At 44.8% G+C, this 21079-nt stretch carries 20 protein-coding genes; 7 read left to right on the top strand and 13 right to left on the bottom strand.

What is annotated here, in order from left to right; all coding sequences use genetic code 11:
• Positions 1 to 29: 29 nt before the first annotated feature.
• From DP923_RS00585 to DP923_RS00570, 4 genes are all read right to left on the bottom strand, one after another.
• Entirely contained in the window at positions 30 to 494 is a 465-nt protein-coding gene (locus DP923_RS00585) for a Fur family transcriptional regulator (RefSeq protein WP_112303645.1), read from the bottom strand.
• A gap of 295 nt (positions 495 to 789) precedes the next feature.
• Complete coding sequence (locus DP923_RS00580; protein WP_112304746.1) at positions 790 to 1563, bottom strand: enoyl-CoA hydratase-related protein; 774 nt, start codon at positions 1561 to 1563, stop codon at positions 790 to 792.
• 127 nt (positions 1564 to 1690) lie between these two features.
• A complete protein-coding gene (locus DP923_RS00575; RefSeq protein WP_112303644.1) occupies positions 1691 to 1882 on the bottom strand; it encodes a hypothetical protein in 192 nt (63 codons plus the stop codon).
• Between the two features lie 115 nt (positions 1883 to 1997).
• Complete coding sequence (locus DP923_RS00570) at positions 1998 to 3263, bottom strand: aspartate kinase (protein WP_112303643.1); 1266 nt, start codon at positions 3261 to 3263, stop codon at positions 1998 to 2000.
• A 112-nt stretch (positions 3264 to 3375) separates the two neighbouring features.
• Between DP923_RS00570 and fbp the strand changes: the two genes are divergently transcribed.
• Entirely contained in the window at positions 3376 to 4383 is a 1008-nt protein-coding gene (fbp, locus tag DP923_RS00565; RefSeq protein ID WP_112303642.1) for a class 1 fructose-bisphosphatase, read from the top strand.
• An 81-nt stretch (positions 4384 to 4464) separates the two neighbouring features.
• On the opposite strand, the gene DP923_RS00560 is transcribed toward fbp, so the two are convergent.
• From DP923_RS00560 to yihA, 4 genes are all read right to left on the bottom strand, one after another.
• A complete protein-coding gene (locus DP923_RS00560; protein ID WP_112303641.1) occupies positions 4465 to 4770 on the bottom strand; it encodes a hypothetical protein in 306 nt (101 codons plus the stop codon).
• Between the two features lie 53 nt (positions 4771 to 4823).
• Positions 4824 to 5267 carry a DUF5606 family protein gene (locus DP923_RS00555; protein WP_112303640.1) on the bottom strand — a complete coding sequence of 148 codons (444 nt, stop codon included), beginning with the start codon at positions 5265 to 5267 and terminating at the stop codon, positions 4824 to 4826.
• Positions 5268 to 5287: 20 nt separating this feature from the next.
• The gene (locus DP923_RS00550; RefSeq protein ID WP_112304745.1) at positions 5288 to 5698 is read right to left on the bottom strand and encodes an energy transducer TonB; all 411 of its coding nucleotides are present in this window, start codon (positions 5696 to 5698) and stop codon (positions 5288 to 5290) included.
• A gap of 67 nt (positions 5699 to 5765) precedes the next feature.
• Positions 5766 to 6368 (bottom strand): ribosome biogenesis GTP-binding protein YihA/YsxC, encoded by a 603-nt coding sequence (yihA, locus tag DP923_RS00545; protein WP_112303639.1) that lies wholly within the window; start codon positions 6366 to 6368, stop codon positions 5766 to 5768.
• Between the two features lie 530 nt (positions 6369 to 6898).
• Between yihA and DP923_RS00540 the strand changes: the two genes are divergently transcribed.
• From DP923_RS00540 to DP923_RS00520, 5 genes are all read left to right on the top strand, one after another.
• Positions 6899 to 8845, top strand: coding sequence for an OmpA family protein (locus tag DP923_RS00540; RefSeq protein ID WP_112303638.1), 1947 nt, complete (start codon positions 6899 to 6901; stop codon positions 8843 to 8845).
• A gap of 671 nt (positions 8846 to 9516) precedes the next feature.
• Positions 9517 to 10239 (top strand): bifunctional demethylmenaquinone methyltransferase/2-methoxy-6-polyprenyl-1,4-benzoquinol methylase UbiE, encoded by a 723-nt coding sequence (ubiE, locus tag DP923_RS00535; RefSeq protein WP_112304744.1) that lies wholly within the window; start codon positions 9517 to 9519, stop codon positions 10237 to 10239.
• A complete protein-coding gene (gene porT / locus DP923_RS00530) occupies positions 10188 to 10967 on the top strand; it encodes a type IX secretion/gliding motility protein PorT/SprT (protein WP_112303637.1) in 780 nt (259 codons plus the stop codon). The genes ubiE and porT overlap by 52 nt, the downstream gene beginning before the upstream one ends.
• Positions 10968 to 10970: 3 nt before the next feature.
• Positions 10971 to 11723, top strand: a complete 753-nt coding sequence (locus DP923_RS00525) for an SDR family NAD(P)-dependent oxidoreductase (protein ID WP_112303636.1) — start codon at positions 10971 to 10973, stop codon at positions 11721 to 11723.
• 89 nt (positions 11724 to 11812) lie between these two features.
• Positions 11813 to 12064, top strand: a complete 252-nt coding sequence (locus DP923_RS00520; protein WP_112303635.1) for a hypothetical protein — start codon at positions 11813 to 11815, stop codon at positions 12062 to 12064.
• Between the two features lie 71 nt (positions 12065 to 12135).
• Here the strand turns inward: DP923_RS00520 and DP923_RS00515 are convergent, their stop codons facing one another.
• Positions 12136 to 13725, bottom strand: coding sequence for a hypothetical protein (locus DP923_RS00515; RefSeq protein ID WP_112303634.1), 1590 nt, complete (start codon positions 13723 to 13725; stop codon positions 12136 to 12138).
• 388 nt (positions 13726 to 14113) lie between these two features.
• On the opposite strand from DP923_RS00515, the gene DP923_RS00510 reads away from it, so the two are divergent.
• The gene (locus DP923_RS00510; protein ID WP_165838121.1) at positions 14114 to 16603 is read left to right on the top strand and encodes a DUF5686 and carboxypeptidase-like regulatory domain-containing protein; all 2490 of its coding nucleotides are present in this window, start codon (positions 14114 to 14116) and stop codon (positions 16601 to 16603) included.
• 207 nt (positions 16604 to 16810) lie between these two features.
• Here the strand turns inward: DP923_RS00510 and DP923_RS00505 are convergent, their stop codons facing one another.
• The 4 genes from DP923_RS00505 to DP923_RS00490 form a co-directional block, all read right to left on the bottom strand.
• The gene (locus DP923_RS00505) at positions 16811 to 17140 is read right to left on the bottom strand and encodes a hypothetical protein (RefSeq protein ID WP_112303632.1); all 330 of its coding nucleotides are present in this window, start codon (positions 17138 to 17140) and stop codon (positions 16811 to 16813) included.
• Between the two features lie 162 nt (positions 17141 to 17302).
• A complete protein-coding gene (locus DP923_RS00500; RefSeq protein WP_112303631.1) occupies positions 17303 to 18190 on the bottom strand; it encodes a dienelactone hydrolase family protein in 888 nt (295 codons plus the stop codon).
• A gap of 170 nt (positions 18191 to 18360) precedes the next feature.
• Positions 18361 to 19029, bottom strand: coding sequence for a hypothetical protein (locus DP923_RS00495; RefSeq protein WP_112303630.1), 669 nt, complete (start codon positions 19027 to 19029; stop codon positions 18361 to 18363).
• Between the two features lie 448 nt (positions 19030 to 19477).
• The gene (locus DP923_RS00490) at positions 19478 to 20881 is read right to left on the bottom strand and encodes a hypothetical protein (RefSeq protein ID WP_112303629.1); all 1404 of its coding nucleotides are present in this window, start codon (positions 20879 to 20881) and stop codon (positions 19478 to 19480) included.
• Positions 20882 to 21079 lie beyond the last annotated feature (198 nt).

Raw genomic sequence — 21079 nt, 5'->3', positions numbered from 1 at the left:
ATCGTGTTTAAGTTTTGTTAAATGTATAATTAAGGTACTCGTGTAATGCTTATCTGTTTATCAGGCTCTACTTTATTGCCCGTCAGCTGCACCGAAAAGCTCTTGATCTCGAAATTCTGCAGTTTCCTTTTTTGAAAGAAATCCGTCAGTAAAGCTTGCAGCTCAGTGTCTTCAAAATCAATGATCTCACGGGTATTGGTACAATAGATGTGGCTGTGAGCGCCGATGTTGGCATCGTAGCGTTTACCGCCTTCCTCCGAAAAAACCCGGTGCACCAGGTTTACCTCAGCAAAAGCATCCAGCGTTTTATAAACAGTACCCAATGATATACTAGGGTTGGCTGGCTTCAGGAGCTGGTAAATTTCTTCTGCTGTAGGGTGGTGGCCATGCAGTTCATGCAATGCTTCGTACACCACAATGCGCTGGCCCGTAGCTTTTAAGCCCGAAGCCGCAATGTACTGGTGTACTTCCTGCTTTGTAAGTTGCTGCTGCATATTTTATTAACTAATAATTATTCTTATGTAAGAATTTGTGCAAAGGTAAGGAAAAAGTTAGAAACTTAAAAGGTTAGAAAGTTAAAAAGGTGCTCTGTTCAATACAACGCTGTTTAACGTTTTCGCTTGATATGGGAAAACCCGCCGTTGTTGGTATTTTCACCGACAACCATGCATTAACCTATAAGTGCTTGCTGGTGAAAACACGAAGCAAGGGCAGCGAAAACATTTTTATTCTAAAACGCTAAACAGCTTCTACTTAAACCTTTCTAACTTCTTAACTTTCTAACTGAGATTACCTTCCCTTAAATTCCGGGTTTCGTTTTTCAACAAAGGCATTCATGCCTTCGGTCTGGTCTTCGGAGGCGAAGCAGAGGTAAAAATTCTTGCGCTCAAAGTATAAACCTTCATCCAGGCTGGTTTCAAACGAACGGTTCACCGCTTCCTTAGCCAGTTTAGCCGCCACCGGCGACATCTGGGCAATTTCCGTGGCCAGTTTAAAGGCTTCTTCCAGGTATAACTCTACGGGTACGATGCGGTTAATGAGGCCATGCTTTTCGGCTTCATCGGCTGTCATAAATTTGCCGGTAAGCACCATTTCCATGGCTTTTGCTTTACCAATGGCTTTAGTTAAACGCTGTGTACCGCCGGCGCCCGGCATTACGCCGATCTTTATTTCCGGCTGGCCAAACATAGCCGTTTCGGAAGCTATGATCATATCGCAGGTCATGGCCAGTTCGCAACCGCCACCCAGCGCAAAACCAGATACAGCAGCAATGATCGGTTTTTTTGTTTTCCGGATCTGGTCCCAGGTAGAGAATTGGTCTACGTTCAGCATGTCGATGGCTGTTTTGCCCGCCATTTGCTTAATATCAGCACCGGCTGCAAAAGCACGTTCATTCCCTGTTATGATAATGGTGCGTACGTTGTCATCTTCATCCAATTGCTTTAGTGCATCGCGCAGTTCGCCCATTAACTGTAAATTCAATGCATTCAGTTCTTTGGGTCTGTTTAGCTGGATAAGGGCCACATGGGGCTTTGCCTGGGGTGTTACAAGTATAAATTCCATCGTCTGGTTTACAAGGTTAGCTACCGGCGAATTTACACTTTTTAGTTTAACCATAAAAAAAGCCCGGCTTCTTACGAAGACGGGCTCTGATTTCTTGCTTTGCTACCAGCGCAAAGGCTTGTTTGTTTTACTGTTTTACTAAGTGCGTGTAAAGTGGCAGCATAGATTGGGAAGAGGTTTGGGTTGTAGTAGATGACATGTTGCTTTTTGCGATGTCGGTAGCAGGAGGGGTTTTAAATGTTGCCCCAACGACTAATAATGCAACTAAAGCCATCAATTTAAGAACGAATTTTTTTGTAACTTTTTCTGCAGTATTCATAAATTATAATATAGGCACTATACTTTCTTTTACTATTACCTGCAAAGGTACAATATTATTATGAAAGTTCCAGAGGAACATTTTGTATTTTTCTAATTAATTAAGAAGTGGAGTTTTATGCATACTGACAAACTATTTGCAGCGTTGTGCGCGTACGCTGTTCTAACAGCACTTTTTGCTGCGCCACAACCTCCTTTATACTTTCAGGATTGTAATTTTTAATAGTATACAGTTTTAAGTTGGTGTTATAGTGGATTATAAACTGATCCTGTAAGGTCTGGATAAGTTTATGCAAACGGCTTTCATGGTAATCGGTGCAGATGGAAAAAGAGATAGCCGAGTTTTGCATCAGGTTTATTTTCAGGCGCAATTCAGATAAAGCGTTAAAAATTGTACCCAGGTTTTTTTCGGAAATAAACGTAAAATCTTTCACACTGAAAGAAACCAGGCATTGGTTTTCTTTTACAATATAAGCAGGCGCGATAAGGTTAAACTGGCAATCGCAGATCCTGGTGCCTTCGCCGGCAGGGTTCAGAAATGATTTTACATACAACGGAATCAGCTTGGTGGCAAGCGGCTGTATGGTTTTGGGGTGTATAACCGAGGCGCCGTAATAGGCCATTTCTATGGTTTCCTGGTAGGATATTTCCGGGTAGCGCACCGTGTTGGCGAAATGCTTGGGATCTGCATTTAACAGGCCATCTACATCTTTCCAGATATAAAGTGCAGTTGCATCGAGGCAATACGCAAAAATAGCGGCACTAAAATCCGATCCTTCGCGGCCAAGTGTGGTGGTCAGGCCATTATTAGTTCCGCCTAAAAAACCCTGCGTCACGATCAGTTGCTTTTGCAGCAAAGGCAAAAGGTCTCGCTTTATAACCCGTTCGGTCCAGGCCCAGTCTACTTTTGCTTCGCGCCAGGTACTGTCTGTTTGTATATACTTGCGGCTATCAACCCAGGTATTCTCAAGGCCCTGCTGTTGCAAAAAATGGTGCAGAATAGTGGAGGAGAACAGCTCACCGTAACTTATAACCTGGTCGTAGTGTTTATCGTAGTTGTCGGAAACAGGGAAGGCGCGGAGGTACTCCTGCAACGAAACACTGAGATGCTCCAGTTGCGTGTACACCAGGTGCGTGGTATCCGGAAAAAGCGCCTGCACAATTTCGAGGTGGTATTCCCAGTTCTGTTGAAGTATAACTGTATAATCCTGCTGTGCGGTAGCCTGCTCAAAAATCTGTTCCAGCGCATTCGTTGTTTTGCCCATAGCCGATACCACCAGCAGCAGTTGCCGGGTTCCGCCATGTGCTTGAACGATGTTGGCCAGGTTATGAAAGGCGTCCGCATTTTTTACGGAGGCGCCTCCAAATTTAAATACTTTCATACTTGATACAGGCTATTGCGGCGTAAAAGTAAGTATACTTCGTAATATTGCCCAAAAATGATAATTTTGTAAGACCGAAAGTACCTGAATCACTATCTAAACTTTAATTGATATGAATGACAAGTTAGCCCTGCCAGTGGGCACAACCCTCGACAGGTTTATTATGAGAAAGCAGGAAGATTTTCCGTTTGCTTCCGGAGAGTTGTCTCAGTTGCTGCGCGATATTGCACTTGCCGCTAAAATTGTTAACCGCGAGATCAACCGCGCCGGCTTACTTGATATTTCAGGTGCCTTCGGCCAGCAGAACGTGCAGGGCGAAGAGCAGCAAAAACTGGATGTGATTGCCAATATCCGTTTTATCCGTGCACTCCGCAACGGTGGCGAAGTATGTACGATCATTTCAGAAGAAGAGGAAGACCTCATCCAGACGGGCAATAAAAAGGGCCGTTACATTGTAGCCATGGATCCGCTTGATGGTTCTTCCAACATAGATGTAAACGTATCTATCGGAACGATCTTCTCTATTTACAGACGTTGCTCTGAAGTAGGCACCGATGGCACTATGGAAGATTGCCTACAGGCCGGAACACAGCAGATTGCTGCCGGTTATGTAGTATATGGCTCTTCTACCATGCTGGTTTACACGACAGGCAACGGCGTAAATGGGTTTACCTACGAGCCATCCCTTGGCGAATTCTTTTTATCGCACCCGAATATCAAAACACCGCAGACAGGTAACATATACTCTTGCAACGAAGGCGGCAGCAACAGCTTCCCGGAAGGCATTAAGAACTACATCAACTATTGCAAAGAGAACAACTACTCGGGCCGTTACATTGGCTCACTGGTAGCAGATTTCCACCGTAACCTGCTGAAAGGCGGTATTTACATATACCCGCCAACAGCCAAAGCACCTAACGGCAAACTACGTTTGTTATACGAAGCAAACTCCCTTGCCTTTATAGTAGAGCAGGCCGGCGGTAAAGCTACAAACGGTACACAGCGCATTATGGAGATCGAGCCAACCGAACTTCACCAGCGTTGCCCGCTTATCATCGGTTCTACGGAGATGGTGGATAAAGTAGAAGGATTCTTGCGTGCAGAAGTGCCTGTAAGCTAAGTTTATACTTTAGAAACAGAAGAAGGCAGCAGGTTTATACTTGCTGCCTTTTTTTATGAATTTATACTTTGGTTTTATCTGCTAGGATTTATACTTCAGGCGGGTGTAGGCTTTCTCCAGTTCGCGGGCCAATATAAGCTGGGCAAGTTGCCGGGCCATGGCTTCTTCGTTTTCGGCGGCCATAGCGGCTTTTACTTTTTGCTCCTCTACATCAATGCGGTATAAAATATGCAGCAGGCGGTTAAGGTCGGTGCGGAGCAGCTGTGCGACCAGGGTGGTTAATTTTGTGAGCAGTTCCAGCGTATCAGTCGAGGGCAGGTTATCGGCTTCGAAGATGCGTTGCAGGTGTGTGCTGGTATTAGCGAGCAGGGCAGGAGAGAGTTTCATGCGCGGAACAGGTTATTACAAAAAAAAGCCCTCGTTAGCGGAGGGCTTTTAATTTATGCTTTTTCTTCGTTGGCAACTTCTGCTTCCGTTTCAGCAGACTGGCCTTTAAAGCCTACAAACTTGTTTACAATGTCGTACCACTGCACCAGCTTTTTCATATCCGATACATACACGCGCTCGGTATCATACTCTGGTAAAATATCTCCCATAAAGCTTTTCAGCTCGTCGTTGCTAGGCTTTTCGCTTACAGGCAGCTTGTCGCCATACTTCTGGTTGATACGGTCGAACACATCGGCTAAAGCCACAGTGCCTTCTTCGTCTGTGGTGTAGATCGATATCTCATCGAGCAACGACATACGGTGGCGGGCCTGTGCTACAATGCTTTTAGGTGTTTCTTCCAGGCTTTCAACAATAACGCCGGTACGGGTGGGCTTTACAATGCGGTAAAGGCCGCTCATGCCAGATATGGCAGTAATTTGTTTTAAATCAATTGACATAGTCAGAATAATGCGTTTGGTTATAGTTTAAACATGATGGGGATGCTAACATTTTCTTTGAAGCCGGGCGCTTTAAACTTAAGCAAACGGGCCACGCGAAGGGCTTCGTCGCCGGTGCCGGCACCCGCATTCCGGAGCACTTTAAACCCGGACGTGGAGCCGTCTTCATTTAAGGTAAAGCCAATAATGCAATCGCCCTGTATGCGGTTGCGGCGAGCCAATGGCGGGTAAATCAGTTCTTTGTAAACAGCTTTGTACATGGCTTCCACGCCGCCTTCGTAGTGCTGGGCAACCGGCGGTGTTTTGGCGGGCATCCATACTTTCTTTTCTTCGAGTTCCTGCTTTTCAGGCGCTGGTGTGCTGGTTTGGGCTGCTACGGTAAAGCTGGCGCAAATAAATAAAAGAAATAAGAACGAGTGTTTCATTTTCATAAGGATAGACATTTAATTTCAACTACACTTTAAGGCTTTCTGCATCTAAACGAATACCGTGCCTAAATCAGGCTTTCATACTTGTATTTATTTCTTCGATATAAGCCAGTATCTCATCGCGGCCCTCCCGGCTTGTGCTCGACGACTGGAAAATAGGCGGAAGCTCGTCCCAGGTTTCGCGCAGGCTGCGGCGGTAAGCGGCTATATTGGCGTCCGTTTTGGTAGCTGACTGTTTATCTGTTTTCGTAAAAATAATGGCAAACGGAATACCCAATTTACCAATATAATCGATGAAATCAAGGTCTTGTTTCAGGGGTTTGTGGCGCGAGTCGATCAAAACAAAAACGCAGGTAAGGTTCTCGCGCTTCAGAAAATAATAGTTGATCATTTTGCGCCACTCGTCGCGCGAGCCTTTGCTCACTTTAGCGTAGCCGTAGCCTGGCAAATCGACCAGGAACCACTCATCGTTCACTATAAAATGATTGATAAGCTGTGTTTTACCTGGCGATGAAGATGTTTTGGCTAAGCCTTTCTGCTCCATCAACATGTTAATCAAAGACGATTTGCCTACGTTGGAGCGCCCGATAAAGGCGTATTCCGGCTTGTCCGGGGTAGGGCAAAGCGATACTTTGGTGTTACTTATTACAAATTTTGCTTCTTTGATAATCATACTTAATGCGTATTGTGGCAGCCTGCCGGGGCTTTAACTAGTCTTGTTACCCGGCAAAACGATACCCGGTGCCAAATTAGCTATCCTCAGAGAATAGTTACTTTAATCAGCACCCCAAAGGTACTATTAATTTTTCCAATCCTGAAGTATAAGCTGTTTTGCCTGACCGGCTTTAGCTAATGGCTGCTTTCTGTATTGTATTTTATACTTTAAAATTTGATGCCTGACGGGGTAAATGTGAGTTTTTCACTAAAAATACACGGGTTAGCATTGATAATTTGCTATATTTACGCCTTATTAAGATACAAGTGGGCAGGTGTTGTTTGTAGCTTTAAGCAGGTTAGTTTATAACTTAGTTTGTTTTTAGCGAACAGTAGTAAAAAATAGAAATATAAGCATCACGCTATACTTGTTTAGGAGTAAGCCGTATAGGTAAACAAAATAACCTGAAGCGTTCTGAACATACGTTCAGGCAGGCCACAGTATCTCAACACATTTAATACCAGAAAAGTATAACACAAATTTTACACATGAACCATTTAGCTAAATCGTGTTTACGGTTTTCGATGCTTGCTGCCTTTGTGTGCCTGATGGCAGACCCTGCTGCAGCACAAAGCAAAAGAAAACTACTCCGGACCGGAAACAAGTTTTTTGACAAGGAAAACTACAGACAAGCCATTCCTCATTATGAGCAATTGATCGCTTCTGATCCGAACAATGCAAAGGCGTTATACTTTGCCGGTATCAGTTACATCACGTTCGATAAAGAAAAAGCGGCTGATTACCTGTACCGTGCCCAGAAGCTAAAGCCAAACGTAGACAAAGACCTGGAGTACTGGTTAGGCCGTGTAGACCATATCAACTACCGTTTCGATACGGCGATTGAGCATTACCAGGCCTATAGCAAAAACATCAAGAAGCGTAATTTAGAGCGCCAGGATGAAGTAGCACAGCTGATCCAGTATTCTAAGAACGCAAAGCGCGAAACTGCTAATCCGAAAGATGTGTTCGTGAAAAACCTGGGTGGAACTATTAACACGCTTTACTCAGAGCACAGCCCGGTAATTTCCAATGATTATAACTACCTGTTATTTACTTCCCGCTCTGAAAACACAACCGGAAGCCAGGAAGCTAAAGACGGTGAGTATTTCGAAGATATCTTTGAAACCAACCGCATCGGCGAAGACGAGTGGGAAACTACCCGCCGCGTACCAGGTAACCTGAACACCGCTGTGCACGAAGCATCCATCCAGTTACTGGAAGATGGCAGCAAAATGATGTTGTACCGTTCTGAAAACAATGGTGATATCATGATCTCTGAGCGCCAGGCTGACGGGTCGTGGGGCCCGGCTAAGAGCATTGGCAGCAACATCAACTCTAAAAACTTTGAGTCTGATGCGTACATGACGCCAGATGGCCAGACGTTATACTTCTCTACCAGCAACTATTCTGAAAACGGCGACCTGGATATTTATGTATCGCAGCGCCAGAAGAACGGCCAGTGGGGCAGACCAAAAAGCATGGGCAAAACCATTAACACACCGTTTGATGATGACAGCCCGTACTTAGCCAAGGATGGTACCTTATTCTTCGCATCAAGAGGCCACAACAGCATGGGCGGATACGACATCTTCTCTGCCAAGTATGACTCCGTAGCCAGAAGATTTGCAAAGCCTGTTAACTTAGGTTCGCCAATCAACACGCCGGATGATGACACGTATTACCGTTTAGCCCCGGATGGCAGCTATGCCTACCTATCCTCTTACCGCATTGGTGGCTACGGCGAAAAAGATATTTATACCATTAACTACATCCGTCCGGCACGCGTTGTAGGCCAGGTGTTATCCAGCACGGATAACAGTCCGGTTTCTGGTGTAGAGCTTATATTTAACGGTTTGCAGGCAGATAAGCGCCCTATTTCTTACCGTGATATTAGTAAGTCTGATTCGGCCAGCTACCAGGTTCAGATCCTGTCTGGCCGTACTTACCAGGTACAGGTTTCAAAAGACAACCAGGTAATCAAAACAGAAGAAATCGAAATTCCGGTGGTATTAAACGATACAACTACGATTGTTCGTAACTTCCTTGTTGATTATGTTGATACAGCGGCCACTAAACGCTTTGCTTTCAAGAACATCTACTACGATACAGATAAGTATGTACTGCGTCCGGAATCTGTTCAGGAACTGGACAGACTGGTGGCTTACCTGAAGGCTAACCCTACTGTAAACATCAGCATCGAAGGCCACACAGACTCACGTGCAAGCGATAGCTACAACCAGACATTAGGCTCTAACCGTGCCGATGCAGCTTTCGATTACCTGCAGAAGCAAGGTATTTCAGCGAAGCGTATGGTTACGGTATCGTATGGCGAGCGTCGTCCGGCAGTGCCAAATACATCAGCTGAGAACATGCAGCTAAACAGAAGAACGATCTTTAAAGTGTTGCCAAGAGAAGGCGAGAAGCCAGTGCAATAACCTGCAGAAGTTTATTCTGAATTATTTTTACAGAGGCCGGACAGCAATGTTCGGCCTCTTTTTGTTAATAGGTTCCTGATTGTAGTTGCTGATGTGAATTTTTGCTGGCGTAGCTTCATCTTTCTTAGCTTGAGATGCTTTTGTTGTGTAGTTGGCTTTTTCGCTCCAAGTCCGCTGGGACTCGTTCTCGGGCATCGCGCTGTGTTCATTCCCTGCCTAACGGCTGCTGCGCACCGGAAATTCACAAGGCGCTCAACCCAAGAACTGGAATAGGTTTTTTCTTCTATCAGCTGCTTTATTAAAGTTCGACAAAGTATAAACTATACTCTTGCTAAGAGCGATAGACTTTAGCAAGGTGCACCACTTCGACAATTCGCTGTTTGAGCGTCAGCGAGTTTCGAATTGTCTTGATTCTTTTGCTTACTTTTCTCATCAAGGAGAAAAGTGAGGCCTAGCCGGCGAGGCGAAAAAACCAACTATAAAACAAGAACTTCTAAACGAAGAAAGAAAAAGCTACGGTAGCAAAAAAGCATACTCACATTATCAAGCTACACCAGCAAAACCCACACAAAATCAAATAATTCTAAAGCGCAACTTATATTTAAACACATAAGCTATGCATTATAAGAGCAGGTGCCGTATTTTTGTCTGAATCTGAATTAGAAACGCATATGGCAGTAGTACCTTATAAAGACCAGGACGATAACAAGAAATCGCAGGTGGCCACCATGTTTAATAACATTGCCGGCAAGTATGATTTCCTGAACCATTTTCTGAGTGCTGGGATCGATATAATCTGGCGCAAGAAGGCGGTAAGTCTGCTGGCTCCCCAAAAACCGAAGCTTATACTTGATATTGCAACCGGCACCGGCGATTTTGCGATCGAGTTACTAAAGCTGAACCCGGATAAAATTGTGGGCGCAGACATCTCGGAGGGCATGTTAGCCGTAGGACGTGAGAAGCTCACCAAAAAAGGTCTGAACCATAAGATAGAACTGCAGTACGGCGACTCGGAAAACCTGCCTTTTGCAGACAATACCTTTGATGCCGTAACAGCAGCCTTCGGAGTGCGCAACTTCGAAAACCTGAGCAAAGGCCTTTCAGAAATGAACCGTGTGCTGAAACCGGGCGGAACCATTGTGGTACTGGAGTTTTCGAAGCCACGCAGTTTCCCGATGAAGCAGCTTTTTCAATTTTATTTTAAAAATATACTACCGCTGGTAGGTAAGATCGTTTCAAAGGACAATGCAGCGTACACCTACCTGCCGGAGTCGGTACAGGCGTTCCCGGACGGGCAGGATTTCTTAAACATCTATCAGCAAGTAGGATTTAAAAACACAAAATGGCATTCACTCACATTCGGGATCAGTTCGATCTACATCGGTACAAAATAATTGTTCTGGCGTTTCTGCTGCTAAGTATAACCCACACAAGTATAGCTCAGACAAACAAAGCGCCCCAGAACAAACCCGGCTACGACGATAAACTGGTACATTACGGCTTTTACCTGGCCATGCCGCTAACCAAGTATAACCTGGAGCACTCGCAGTGGTACGCAGACCAACTGGCCCTGGCTGCTGTAGAAGGCTCGCCTTATATTACAGCCAATACCAAATCCAACATTGGTTTTTATACCGGCCTGGTGCTTAACGTGCGTCTCGCCGATTACCTGGATGCACGCTTTGTGCCGGGTGTAGGTTTTTACGGCCGCCAGATCGCATTCACGAATACTGCCGCTGAGAGTTCGGAAGAAGATATCCAAACCCTGAGCTCTACCATGATCGAGTTGCCGCTGCTTTTAAAGTATAAAGCCAAGCGCCGTGGTAACTTCAGGATGTATTTTGTGGGAGGGATAAAGCCCGGCATCGATATGGGGAGTTTGAAAAATTCGCCGGAAGATGCCAAGACGCAGCTGATCCAGACCAAAAAATTTGACCTGGCACTGGAGTATGGCGTCGGGCTCGATATTTTTTACCCGTACTTTAAGTTTGCGCCCGAACTCCGTTTTTCTCATGGGCTGATGAACATGCACGATCCGTTAAACGACGACCTGCAACTGTACGACCGCAGCATCCAGAAACTGAAAAACCACAACGTATCGCTTATACTTTTCTTTGAATAAAAGATGAACAGAATAGCACTTGTAACCGGAGTCACCTCTGGTATTGGCCACGCAACCGCATTGGAACTGGCAAAACAGGGATTTAAGATTATTGCCACAGGCCGCAGAACAGAACGCCTGGAAGAACTGAAACAACAGCTTAGCGGAGTTCCGGTTTATACGTTAGCCTTTGATGTGCGCGATAAAAATGCGGTAGCCGATGCCATTAACTCGCTGCCGGATGCCTGGAAACAGATCGAAGTGCTCGTAAACAATGCTGGTAATGCACACGGCCTGTCGCCGGTACAGGGTGGTGACCTGGCTGACTGGGATGCAATGATCGATATAAACGTGAAAGGCCTGTTGTACGTAAGCCATGCCGTAATTCCGTTGATGCAAAAGTATAAAAAAGGCCATATCGTTAACATCGGCTCTATTGCGGGCAAAGAGGTGTACCCGAACGGGAATGTTTACTGTGCATCCAAGCATGCGGTAGATGCGCTCTCGAAAGGAATGCGGATGGATCTGATTCAGGAAGGCATCAAAGTATCGGAAGTTAATCCGGGGTTGGTAGAAACGGAGTTCTCGGAAGTGCGCTTTAAAGGAGATAAGGAGCGTGCTGCCAGCGTTTATCAGGGTTACAAAGCCCTGGAAGCTCAGGATATAGCCGAACTGATCGCTTTTATGGTAACGCGCCCTGCACACGTAAACCTGGCTGAGGTGATGATATTGCCGGCTGCACAGGCATCTGCTACCGTTGTAAACAAGAGCCAGTAAGCATTGCCATAACTTAGCTGTTGGTATAGGCGTAAGAATATACAACCTGTTACCTGACAGGCGATGTACTAAACCTAAACCGACAAGCTATGAAAGATCAGAATAACAATAACCCGCAAAATCAAAACAGCGCGAAGCAAAGCACTGAAAATAAAGCTAAGCTTGGATCAGAAAACGATCCGAATGAAGCAAACCGCAAAGGGGCTGTAAATACAAGCCCAAGCGGCACACAGCCTACAGCTTCGCAGCAGCAAGGCCAGGGCCTTAAAAGCGCTAAAAACCCGGATAGCCGCAGTGGCAGCGAAAGTGGCGGGAGCGACACAAATAAGAAAGACAGATAAAGATCATATGTAAAACAAAAGGGGCTGCAATTAATTGCAGCCCCTTTTGTTTTAAAGCCAACCTCAGCTTATCAGAACCCTTCTCTATCAAAAGCGTGTACTCTTACATCGCTGGTGCGTTTATCTTTGGTGCTTGGGCCACCTTCCAGTTCGGTACCTACAACGGTATCGTATACCCAGGTTTTTTTGCCGCCGCTTTTCACAACAGATTTATCTTTGATCTCGTCTTCGCCGCGGCCACCAATGATACTGATCTTTATTCCTTTGTTAACCTCGCCGCTCAACTTAAATTTATCGTCTTCGGCGAGGCCATACAATTTAATTTCTTTTGTTTCGGAGGTTTTGAAGATGCGGTGGTATACTTGCTTTTTGTCTGATTTGCGGACAATGCTTACTTCCGTTTCCTCATCGTTCAGGCGTTTTACTTCAAAAGTTTCTTCCATATCGGTGCCTATTACCAATACTTCTTCGGCCAGTACTTTATAGAACATGGCTGCGGCTTTATCCAGCTGGTCGCGGCGGTTTTTTAACTTCTGCGTAGTTGATTCGCCCACCAATTTATAAACCGAAGGAGGCAAACGTTTTACCCCCGTTTCGATCACGTTATCGGTCAGGGAGCGCTGCATCTCTTTTGCCAGCGAATCGAACTGCGCACGTGTTACCATGTTCAGAGCGCGGTCATCTATAAACTTGGAGTTAATGGCCAGCGCTTTCACATCGTTATATTCATCGTCAAAAGATTCGAATTTGCGGATAGCCCAGTTGCGGCTGAAGATCCAGGGAATAAGCCCGTTCTGAAAACGGAAAAACGCATTATCGCGGTCTTTCGGAATCGGGCGGTACACGTTCTCTTCGCCAGGTTCATACTTGGCCCATTCCCACTGGCCTTCATGGCGGTCCCAGTCATTAATGAAAATATCGAGCAACCTTGCTTTTGCAAAGGCCAACTGATCTATAAAGTGGTCATCATCTTCGAACCGCTTGTTCAGCACTTTTCCTGAGCCCACAATATCCACAGCATCGCCGAGCATAGGAGTAAGAGCGCGTTCGTCGTTATACTTTTCCTCGATCATGTACACGCCATCGCTGATAAGCTCTTCGTACTCGCCAAACTCTTTGGCAGCAGGTTTTACATACACCAGTTGCGGATTGGCATGTGGTACCCCAACAGCTTCGGCAAGGGGCGGAATAATAAAAGCTCCGTAAGGGTTTTGGGCTGATGTCTGGTCGCGGAGTACGTTGGCAACAAAAGTTTTCTGCCAGATTTTGGGTACTACCGCTACAGGGTCTTTATCAAGCGAGCGCAATGCGTAGGTCATGCCGCTTTTGCTGGCTAAGGTCAGGCTGGTTGTCTGGAAACCACCGCCTTTTTTCTCGATCTCCATACCGCCGTGCATGGTTTTCAAATCGAAAACAGGTACCGTAACAGGAGCCGCCCATACATTGCGGTAATGCGAGCCCCAGAAAATGTTATGAAAGCCCGAACGCTTGTAATGCTTGCCAGCCTGCACGGTTACACTATCGATGGGAGTGGTGTTCGTTTGCAAGGCCTGGTACACGGCTGGGTCGGAAACGGGCGTTTTGGAGAAGAAGTTTTTACGGGCACAGCCCGAAGAAAGCAAGAGGAGTACAAGTATGGTTTCCCGGTAACGGATATTCATATATTAAGGATCGTCAATTTTGAATCTATCTAACGTAAAATCAAAGCAAAGTTTTCATTCAGAAAGAAAGTATACTTACAAAGCTTTCTTTCTACAGCTTAAACTACCCAAAGTATAAAACACGGTACATTTACCTGGCAGGTATAGTTATACTTTACGGGGTGGTTTTAGCAGCCGCAAATTCCCGGAAAGCAGGGTACAGTAATCAAATATTACTGGCTTTATCAGGAAAATTATGCTTGTGTTAAGGTGCTAGTTATTAGTGAATTATATTGTATATGAAATATATTTTTCTATACAAGGGTGTTCCAACATAAACATTGCGTTCAGTTATAGCTTTTCTAAATAGTTCACTCTACTTTTGCACCTGAATTTTAGAAACAAGACATTGCAACGAATCATACTTCTATTGGTTTTTGCTTTGAGCAGTACGGTATTACAGGCACAGATCCGTATCTCAGGCAAGGTAACCGATGCTGCAACAGGAGAAGCGCTCCCGTTTGTCAGCATTTATATAAAAAACTCCACACTTGGCACTTCTTCCGATCTGAACGGAGCATTTAATATCCGGCTTTCAACAGCTCCGGATTCCCTTACGGCATCTTTTGTAGGTTATACTTCCAAAACGCTTCCTGTAGCGAAAGGTGTGGCCGCACAAGAACTGATCTTTAAACTGGAGCCAAGCGCGCACGCACTACAGGAAATTGTGATTAGGCCCGGCGAAAATCCTGCTTTTAAGATTATGCGGGAAGTGATAAACCACAAAAATGCAAACGACAAACGTAAACTGACCGCTTACCAGTACGAGGCTTATACCAAAATGCAACTGCACCTGAACGGGCTGGGGCAAAAGAAGGGGAAAGATGCCGTAACAGGAGCCGTTACGCGTTTTGTGGATACGGATAAGCTGCAAAAAGGGGAGAAAGGCGATAAGCAACTGCCGTTCTTTATGTCGGAAACGCTTTCGGATTTTAGCTATAACCGCGATCCCAAACTGCAGAAGGAAGTAATTAAAGCTACTAAAGTGACCGGCATTGGTTTGCAGGATGGCAGCCTGATGTCGCAGCTGATGGGCAGCTCGTACCAGGATTACAATTTTTACCAGAACCGCGTAAGTGTTTTACAGAAAGATTTTATCAGCCCGATTGCTGATGGCTGGAAAAGAGCCTATGACTATGAATTAGAGGATAGCCTTTTTATTGGTGATGAATGGTGCTACCAGATCAAAGTAAACCAGAAGCGCCCGCAGGACCTGGCTTTTAACGGTACTATCTGGATAACCGAAAAAACGTATGCCCTCCGTAAAATTGATGTGGAAATAAGCAGATCAGCTAACATAAACTTTGTGGACGGCATCCGGCTGGTGCAGGAATTGCAGCCTGTAAACGACATTGCCTGGATACCCAACAGAACAGACGTTACCATTCAGTTGCAGGGCCTTAACCGCTCTAAAACAGGTATAAAAGCGCATGTTTATACTTCGTACAAAGATGTAGTTGTAAATCAGCCACATGCCAACCGGTATTTTGACAAACCCGTAGAATTACTGCAGGAAGCCACCAAACAGCAGGACTCTTTCTGGCAATCCAGCCGCCATGATACGCTTACCATAGCCGATAAGCAAGTATACGCCACCATAGACTCTATCCGGGAAACCCCTAAGATCAAACGCTTTACTACCATCATGACGCTGTTGAGTACCGGCTATCAGAAAATGGGGAAATTCAGCTGGGGACCGTGGCCTTATACGTACGCCTGGAACAATTTTGAAGGCCACCGCTTCCAGCTAGGCGGCAAAACCAACATCGATTTCAGTAACAAACTGGAGCTGCGTGGTTATGCTGCCTATGGCACCGATGATAAAAAACTGAAGTATAGCACAAGTGCCCGTTTCATACTTTCCCGCGACCATTGGAGCGAAGTAGGCGTAACACATAAACAAGACCTGCAACAGGTAGGCCTGATGTCGGAAAGGCTGGAAGCAAGTCCGTTTTTTATGGGTTTCTCGCGCTTTGGCACCTTAAGGAGGCCGATCTTAGTAACAGAGAACAGCGCGTACCTACAACGTGATGTATTACGCGGCGTAACCCAGCGCATTGCCTTCAGTAACCGTGTTTTCGCGCCGCAGTATAATTTTGCTTACGTTGCGCAGCAAGGCGACCAGCCTGTATTAAAAGATGGTTTTACGACCACAGAGGTAAGTTTTACCACGCGCATTGCCAGCCACCAGGTATACGTACAAAACGACAATGAACGCATTAGCCTGGGTAACGGCAACCGCCCTGTTTTTACCTTGAAGTATACCGCAGGCCTGCCCAACATCATGCGCTCTACACTGGATTACCAGCGCGTAGATGTGAACGTGACGCATGATTTCCCGATGGGCTTTTTAGGAAATGCCAACTATAAACTGGATGCGGGGAAGATATTTTCGGCGGTGCCGTATCCTTTACTGGAAGTACATACCGGAAACGAAACGCCTTTTTACTACACTGCCGCTTTTAACCTGCTCAACAATTTTGAGTTTGCCAGCGATACCTACGCATCTTTGCACTACGAACAGTATTTTGAGGGGCTTTTCTTTAACCGCCTGCCACTTATCCGTAAGCTGAAATGGCGTACGCTGGCCACTGCCAATATCCTGTATGGCGACCTGAGTACCAAAAACCAGCAAATGCTATCACCGGTTGGTATAGATGGCGCTCCGCAGGAACAATTCTATACTTTCGGTGGCGGCAAACCTTATATGGAAGTGGGGTACGGCATCGAGAATATCTTTAAAGTGCTGCGCGTGGATGCTTTCCACCGGTTATCTTACTTAGATAATAAAGACGCCCGCAAGTTCGGGCTTAAGTTCTCAGTACAGTTTAAGTTGTAGGGCTTAAGTTATAGGCTTCATAAAAAAGGTCTTCACTACTAAGTGAAGACCTTTTTTATTTGTTTTTCTGAGCTTGTCGAGGACTCTTGTATAGATGATTAAAAATTCTTTGGCAAGCACAGAATAAATAGTATGGGGCAGGTACTTGATAACTGTTTAGCCAGCATGGAAACCAATATGAGCAGCGAAAGCGCTGGACTCCGGGCGTCAATAGCCGCGCGGGATAACCACGACCTGCTCTTTGAACACATCTATATCAAAGGTATCGGTATAGTTGCGAAAAGAGCCATCGGTGGCCTTTGCCTTGTAATTGTGGATGACATAGCCGCTAAGTTTGGTAATGGTGCCATCTGTTTCTGTTACATACTGAGCAGTATCTAAATCACTGTAAAAAACGGGGGTGTAGGCTTGCACCTCCGTTTGCGTATAGAATTCATTGATTTGCTGTTTGGTCTTTTCCCGGACAAAATCACTACTAGGCGAGGTGCTGCAAGCAGCCAGCAGGAGAGAGAATACAGCAGTACAAAGTCGTTTCATATACAAGTTTACCAGCAAAGGAACATAAAAGCAAATGTGTTCAACGCGTACCCTTGTTTTTCGCTTTTCGCCTCTTTTTCAGCGTACGAATCGAATCCATATAAAACAGGCTACTGTTATAATCCATACGAGCAAGGCGGATATAAAGTAAACTTTATACTTCTACTTCAATTTCTTACTGAAAAAATCAATGGTACGTTTCCAGGCGAGTTCTGCCATGGCTTTGTCGTAGCGGGGTGTTGTATCGTTATGGAAGCCGTGGTTTCCGTTCGCATACATGTAAGCCTCGTATGTTTTGCCATGTTCCTTTAAAGCCTGTTCGTACGCTGGCCAGCCTTCGTTTACGCGCGTATCCAGCTCAGCGAAGTGCAGTTGCAGGGGCGCTTTTATACTTGGTACATCTTCTGTAGCCGGTTGCCCGCCGTAAAAAGGAACAGCTGCTGCTAAATCCGGAATGCGTACCGCCATCATGTTCGAGATCCATCCGCCAAAACAAAAGCCAACCACACCTACTTTGCCATTGCAGCTTTTGTGGTTTTTCAGGTAGTGGTAGGCGGCTATAAAGTCTTCGAGCATCTCGTTCCTGTCGCGTTTGCTTTGCATGGCGCGGCCCTCATCATCAGTGCCCGGGTAGCCACCCAGCGGCGTTAAAGCATCTGGCGCAAGCGACACAAAACCGGCTAGGGCGGCTCTTCTGGCAACATCTTCAATGTGTGGGTTCAGGCCTCTGTTTTCGTGTACCACGATAATGCCCCCTAATGGTTTCTTATTACCGGCAGGTATGGATAGCAACGCTTTTATTTTACCGCCACCTTTCTCAGACTGGTAATGGATGTATTCAGATTTTAAGCGTTTATCGTTTGGCTTAGTTTGCACTGCACCCTGGTAATCGGGCATCAGGAAACTCATAAGAGAGCCTACAGTAAGGCCTCCCACCGCATAGATCGATAACTTTTGCACAAAATCGCGTCTGTTAAGCCGGTTGTGCGCATAATCATCATACAGATCAAACACTTCCTGCTTGATGTCTTCTTTTTTGATTTCGTCCATGTTTGCCTAGTTTATACTTTGCTTGTTATGATATAGCTATTTACATTCTTTAGATATATTGATTGATGCGGTTTACATACGTAATTTATAAGTGCTAACGGACTCGTGTAAACAATGTGCTAGGCCGTCGGCCGAGACTGACGTTTAGGTGTTATTGTGGTAAGTAGTTTTTAAAAAAAAATGTTAAAATCTTTGAAAACAACCTGCCAATTTCCATTTTTCTTTTCCAGCATATAATGAGTCCTATTAATATGCTGGCCAAGTTCATAGCTGTTTGCAGCTATAAATGCTTTTGTGTTGGTCTTATTTAATAATGGAGTTGAAAGTATAATAAAAGTTGTGGCACCTGTTGCTACCTCAAGCTTTCTAAACCCTTCTATGTCATTGCCTGACGAGAAAAATGAATTCAACTTATCCTCCGAGATTGCTTTTCTGTAAAGCCGGGATGAATCCAACACTATTGTGAAGTTTGGTTTCATACTTTCGAAAATATAGTATGCCTCCGTGGAATCCAGAAGTCCTTTTTCAACGATGTTATTGAAAACTCTACGGTTAAACCTGAATTCCCAAATTGGGGCAGGGAGAGTATCATCAATAACTGTGTCTCCATTTTGGGTGATTAATCGGTTCTCCAATTTCCTCACTTCGCTTGTTTGAAGAACAATAAGACCTTTATTATTCTCCTCTATCAAAAAGCTGTTTATTAAATCATGAAGTTCTTCTTTGGGAATTGTAGAGCTGTTCTTAAGACTTTCACTGGTATTATTTCTCTCCTCATTACTTCTCCCACAAGAAGCAATAAGCACAAATAAGAAAAATGCCGTGATATACTTAAGCATAATTTGTTTTCTATTTACCACAACTACTGGAAAAGCGCAAACATATGGTTATTAGCGCTATGCCCGTAGTTCAAAATTAAAATTTCATGAGTTTTTACTGGAGATAGTTATAAAGATTCTACTTTCCCTATCAAATGGCATACTACTAATATATACTTTTTTTATGCAGAAAACCTTTGGAGCAGAGTAAAACTATATTTTAAGGACGATTAAATTTTAATAGAATTGCTTCGAAACAGTAAGACTATATTCCGTACTCCAACTTAATTGTTTCGCGTAGCTGCTAAAAAGACCTTAAAATGGCCAGAACGGCAACTCAAAAAGTAAAACAGTAAGCGTATGAATCCGGATATAACCGTTCATAACCAGATAACACGTGTTAGTTAACAAAATAAGTCCCCACCCGGCAGGTGCCAGATGGGGACTTTCAAATCAATGTGGCAATATATTACTTCTTACTAGCTTTCTTATTAGCTTTTTCCTGCGTGAATTTTATCCCTCTTAAATCGTAAGCTCCTGTAGCCTCATCCTCCACTTTAAGTTCGGGCAGATCAGTTACCGATTTTGCAGCGAGGCTAGAGGAAATGTAGTAGGTTTTTCCGGGAACAGGCATAAAATTGAGGCATTTGTCTTTTTCGGTGTCAGGGCAGATAGAGGTACCGCCATCTGTAGTGCTTAATTTCATTTCCAGGAATGTATTAGGAAGTATGACATGTTCCTGCCCGTTCAATAGAATATGCACAGCTTGTTCTTTTTCGCCTTTTGCTCCGCGGTAAAGTATAAGCATGGCGTCATTGGTATTCATACCTACAGGTTTGCCACCCTGTAGTATAGCTCCGGTAACTAAATCTAAGGAGTACTCGGCTGGCTTTGCTGTTGCAGCAACAAGGCCACCTGCAATAGCGCCACCAATCATGCCTCCCATTACCCCGCCTGCTATTATAGCGCCTGTACCCTGCGCAGGTGTTGGCGGGCCAATAAAGGTAAGCTGGTTATCGGCAAATGACAATGGATAATACACACCGCCGTAATTGATAAATAAGTTGTTGCCATCGGTAAAACCCCAGGCAGCCTTAATGTTCTTTTTCTTGCCATCTTCCGTGGTAGCTACCGGCATCAGGCGGCCGCTTACTTGCTCTTTTAATTCATACCCGGTAGTAAAGCTCGGAGCATTATTTCTGAACTCATCCAACGTCTGGTATATGCCTTTTGTAAAATTTGTGGCCTGCAGTATCGGGTAGTTCTGCACAACAGTTTCTTTAGAATAGGTAGCATTAACCTGCTCCGGCGCAAGAACCTCGGCTGAAGCCAGGAGTTTTTCAAAATCCTGGACAGCAAATTTGCTCATACATTCCATTAATGCCTGTGCTATTTTCTGCTCATGCTTTTTGGTTACATCCAGTCCCTGATAAGTGGTAATATTAGAGGCAGAATATACTTTATAAAATATACTATCCTGCTGGTATATGAAATCAACTAGTAATTCAGTACTGCCTGTTTCAGAGTTTAGAGTGGTGTTTTCAGATATCCAAAGTTTGTTTATGCGAAGTATAACTGGCTTTTGGTTTTCCTGTTTTGGATGATGAAACGAGATGAACTGTTGAAGCTCCTGCTCCAGTGGCGTATTGAAAACAGCGCTTGCTTTGCTGTTAAGGATACCCAACTGCACTTCTCCCACACTTTGTTTTACTAAACGGCTGTCAATCACTTTATCGATGTAAAATGATTTGGGCAGGTCAGGAAGCGTCTGTTTAGATAGGTCTAATGTATGACGTTTTGTGAAAGTAGATTGGGCAAAGGCTGAATGACCAATGAACGTTACAAGAAACAGAAGGCGGTAAAAAAGTACCATAGAGCAGAAGTATTTTAGATTCTTATAATTACAAATATAAATATATTATTATAAGCAAGAGTTACAAATCCCCGGGCGCTCAAACTCTCCCTCAGCGCTTGGTCATAGAGAAGGCACATTGGTAGGAGATAGGTTTTGCTAACACAAAAAAAGTCCCCACCCGGCAGTTGCCAGATGGGGACTTTTATACTTTATAAG

The organism is Pontibacter arcticus (assembly GCF_003284895.1).
Classification (GTDB): Bacteria; Bacteroidota; Bacteroidia; order Cytophagales; family Hymenobacteraceae; genus Pontibacter; species Pontibacter arcticus.
Note: the sequence above shows the minus strand (reverse complement) of the source record. Positions and strands in the feature narration are given on the sequence as shown.

Excerpts from the sequence above, each read along its gene's own strand:
- DP923_RS00550 (WP_112304745.1), bottom strand. The coding sequence starts at position 5,698 with ATGAAAATGAAACACTCGTTCTTATTTCTTTTATTTATTTGCGCCAGC.
- DP923_RS00520 (WP_112303635.1), top strand. The coding sequence starts at position 11,813 with ATGAAAGATCAGAATAACAATAACCCGCAAAATCAAAACAGCGCGAAG.
- DP923_RS00515 (WP_112303634.1), bottom strand. The coding sequence starts at position 13,725 with ATGAATATCCGTTACCGGGAAACCATACTTGTACTCCTCTTGCTTTCT.
- DP923_RS00525 (WP_112303636.1), top strand. The coding sequence starts at position 10,971 with ATGAACAGAATAGCACTTGTAACCGGAGTCACCTCTGGTATTGGCCAC.
- DP923_RS00555 (WP_112303640.1), bottom strand. The coding sequence starts at position 5,267 with ATGTCAATTGATTTAAAACAAATTACTGCCATATCTGGCATGAGCGGC.
- DP923_RS00500 (WP_112303631.1), bottom strand. The coding sequence starts at position 18,190 with ATGGACGAAATCAAAAAAGAAGACATCAAGCAGGAAGTGTTTGATCTG.
- DP923_RS00505 (WP_112303632.1), bottom strand. The coding sequence starts at position 17,140 with ATGAAACGACTTTGTACTGCTGTATTCTCTCTCCTGCTGGCTGCTTGC.
- fbp (WP_112303642.1), top strand. The coding sequence starts at position 3,376 with ATGAATGACAAGTTAGCCCTGCCAGTGGGCACAACCCTCGACAGGTTT.
- DP923_RS00575 (WP_112303644.1), bottom strand. The coding sequence starts at position 1,882 with ATGAATACTGCAGAAAAAGTTACAAAAAAATTCGTTCTTAAATTGATG.
- DP923_RS00490 (WP_112303629.1), bottom strand. The coding sequence starts at position 20,881 with ATGGTACTTTTTTACCGCCTTCTGTTTCTTGTAACGTTCATTGGTCAT.
- DP923_RS00560 (WP_112303641.1), bottom strand. The coding sequence starts at position 4,770 with ATGAAACTCTCTCCTGCCCTGCTCGCTAATACCAGCACACACCTGCAA.
- DP923_RS00495 (WP_112303630.1), bottom strand. The coding sequence starts at position 19,029 with ATGCTTAAGTATATCACGGCATTTTTCTTATTTGTGCTTATTGCTTCT.
- DP923_RS00580 (WP_112304746.1), bottom strand. The coding sequence starts at position 1,563 with ATGGAATTTATACTTGTAACACCCCAGGCAAAGCCCCATGTGGCCCTT.
- DP923_RS00585 (WP_112303645.1), bottom strand. The coding sequence starts at position 494 with ATGCAGCAGCAACTTACAAAGCAGGAAGTACACCAGTACATTGCGGCT.
- yihA (WP_112303639.1), bottom strand. The coding sequence starts at position 6,368 with ATGATTATCAAAGAAGCAAAATTTGTAATAAGTAACACCAAAGTATCG.
- ubiE (WP_112304744.1), top strand. The coding sequence starts at position 9,517 with ATGGCAGTAGTACCTTATAAAGACCAGGACGATAACAAGAAATCGCAG.
- DP923_RS00570 (WP_112303643.1), bottom strand. The coding sequence starts at position 3,263 with ATGAAAGTATTTAAATTTGGAGGCGCCTCCGTAAAAAATGCGGACGCC.
- porT (WP_112303637.1), top strand. The coding sequence starts at position 10,188 with ATGGCATTCACTCACATTCGGGATCAGTTCGATCTACATCGGTACAAA.
- DP923_RS00540 (WP_112303638.1), top strand. The coding sequence starts at position 6,899 with ATGAACCATTTAGCTAAATCGTGTTTACGGTTTTCGATGCTTGCTGCC.